Raw genomic sequence first — 1,517 nt, 5'->3', positions numbered from 1 at the left:
GATAGTGTTGAAAAAGTCGGTTGATTGGTTGGTCTGGCGCTGATTCACTCGTTTTGAGAGTGGAGGACTTAGCAATGATGGGACCGAGGCAGGTGGCGCAGGGTGCGCTGTTTTATGAGTTCTCGATTGACGAGTTTGTTCCTGCCGATCACTCTCTACGCGGCATTGATCGTTTCCTTGACCTGTCAGACGTTCGACCGCTTCTGGCACCGTCTTATAGCGCGCATGGTCGTCCTTCGATTGACCCTGAGTTGATGATCCGGATGCTGTTGTTGGGCTACTGCCAAGGCATCAGGTCCGAGCGCCGCCTTTGCGAAGAGGTGCATGTCAATCTGGCGTACAGATGGTTTTGCAGGCTCGACCTGACTGACCCGGTGCCTGACCATTCAACTTTCTCGAAGAACCGGCATGGGCGTTTCCGGGAGAGCGGTTTGTTCCGACATCTCTTCGAAACCGTTCTGAGACGCTGTATTGATGAGGGTTTGGTTGGCGGCGAGAGTTTTGGTGTCGATGCCAGCCTGATCCCGGCGAATGCCAACCAGACACGCGGGATTGAAAGCAAGGAAGGTCTGCCCCCCGAACTGACCACCCGCGTGGTTGAGGAATATCTCGAAACGCTGGATGACGCCGCATTCGGCGCGTCCACCAAAGTCGTCCCCAAATACATCTCGCCGGTGGACCCTGCGGCGCGCTGGACAGGCGCCGATGGAGGGGCCGCATTCTTTGCATATTCCACCAACTACATGGTGGATTTGGACAATGCAGTCATCGTGGATGTGGAACCATCCGTACCGATCCGAACCGCGGAGGCCTTTGCCGCGCGACGGATGATCGACCGCATCACGGATCGCTTTGACATGACGCCAGACAAGTTGGTTGGCGATACAGGCTACGGATCGGCAGAGATGCTGGGCTGGCTGGTCGAAGAACGCGGCATCGCCCCGCACATCCCGGTCTGGGATAAATCCAAACGGACGGACGGCACATTCTCACGCGAAGACTTCATCTACGACCCCGCGACCGACAGCTACTCATGCCCTGGCAACAAGGAGCTGCGAACATATCGCCGGAACTTCTCCAAACCGCGAAAGCCGAACGGCGGCAAAGACGGGTTCATCAAATATCGAGCGTCAAAGCACGACTGCGACGCATGCCCATTGAAGGCAAATTGCTGTCCAAAACAGCCAGCTCGAAACGTGCTTCGCTCCGTCCACGAAGCAGCACGCGACGCCGCCCGCGATATCCGAAAAACAGACGCCTACATGACCTCGTTCATTCAAAGACGGAAAGTCGAGATGCTGTTTGCCCACCTGAAGCGATACATCGGCGTGCCGATGATGCGACTTCGAGGACCCAAAGGTGCATATGAGCAGTTCCAACTCGCAGCCACAGCTCAAAACCTAAGGAAACTCGCAAAACTAGCCCCGCAACCAGAACCAACAGGCTGAGAGGAACATCCCAAGCGGCTTTTGCCATCGCTCATCGGCAGTTCCAACGTCGACTTTTTCAACACTATC

The 1,517-nt window shown here is 56.0% G+C and carries 1 protein-coding gene; it reads left to right on the top strand.

Annotation, left to right across the window (positions count from 1 at the left end; all coding sequences use genetic code 11):
- The first annotated feature begins 74 nt into the window (after nt 1–74).
- Nucleotides 75–1,448, top strand: coding sequence for a transposase (locus ACR0JR_RS22320; RefSeq protein ID WP_170361228.1), 1,374 nt, complete (start codon nt 75–77; stop codon nt 1,446–1,448).
- Nucleotides 1,449–1,517 lie beyond the last annotated feature (69 nt).

This window comes from Ruegeria sp. AA3, from assembly GCF_056542905.1.
Note: the sequence above shows the minus strand (reverse complement) of the source record. Positions and strands in the feature narration are given on the sequence as shown.

What these genes read in the sequence shown, in the direction of transcription:
- ACR0JR_RS22320 (WP_170361228.1), top strand. Translation starts at nt 75, where the DNA reads ATGATGGGACCGAGGCAGGTGGCGCAGGGTGCGCTGTTTTATGAGTTC.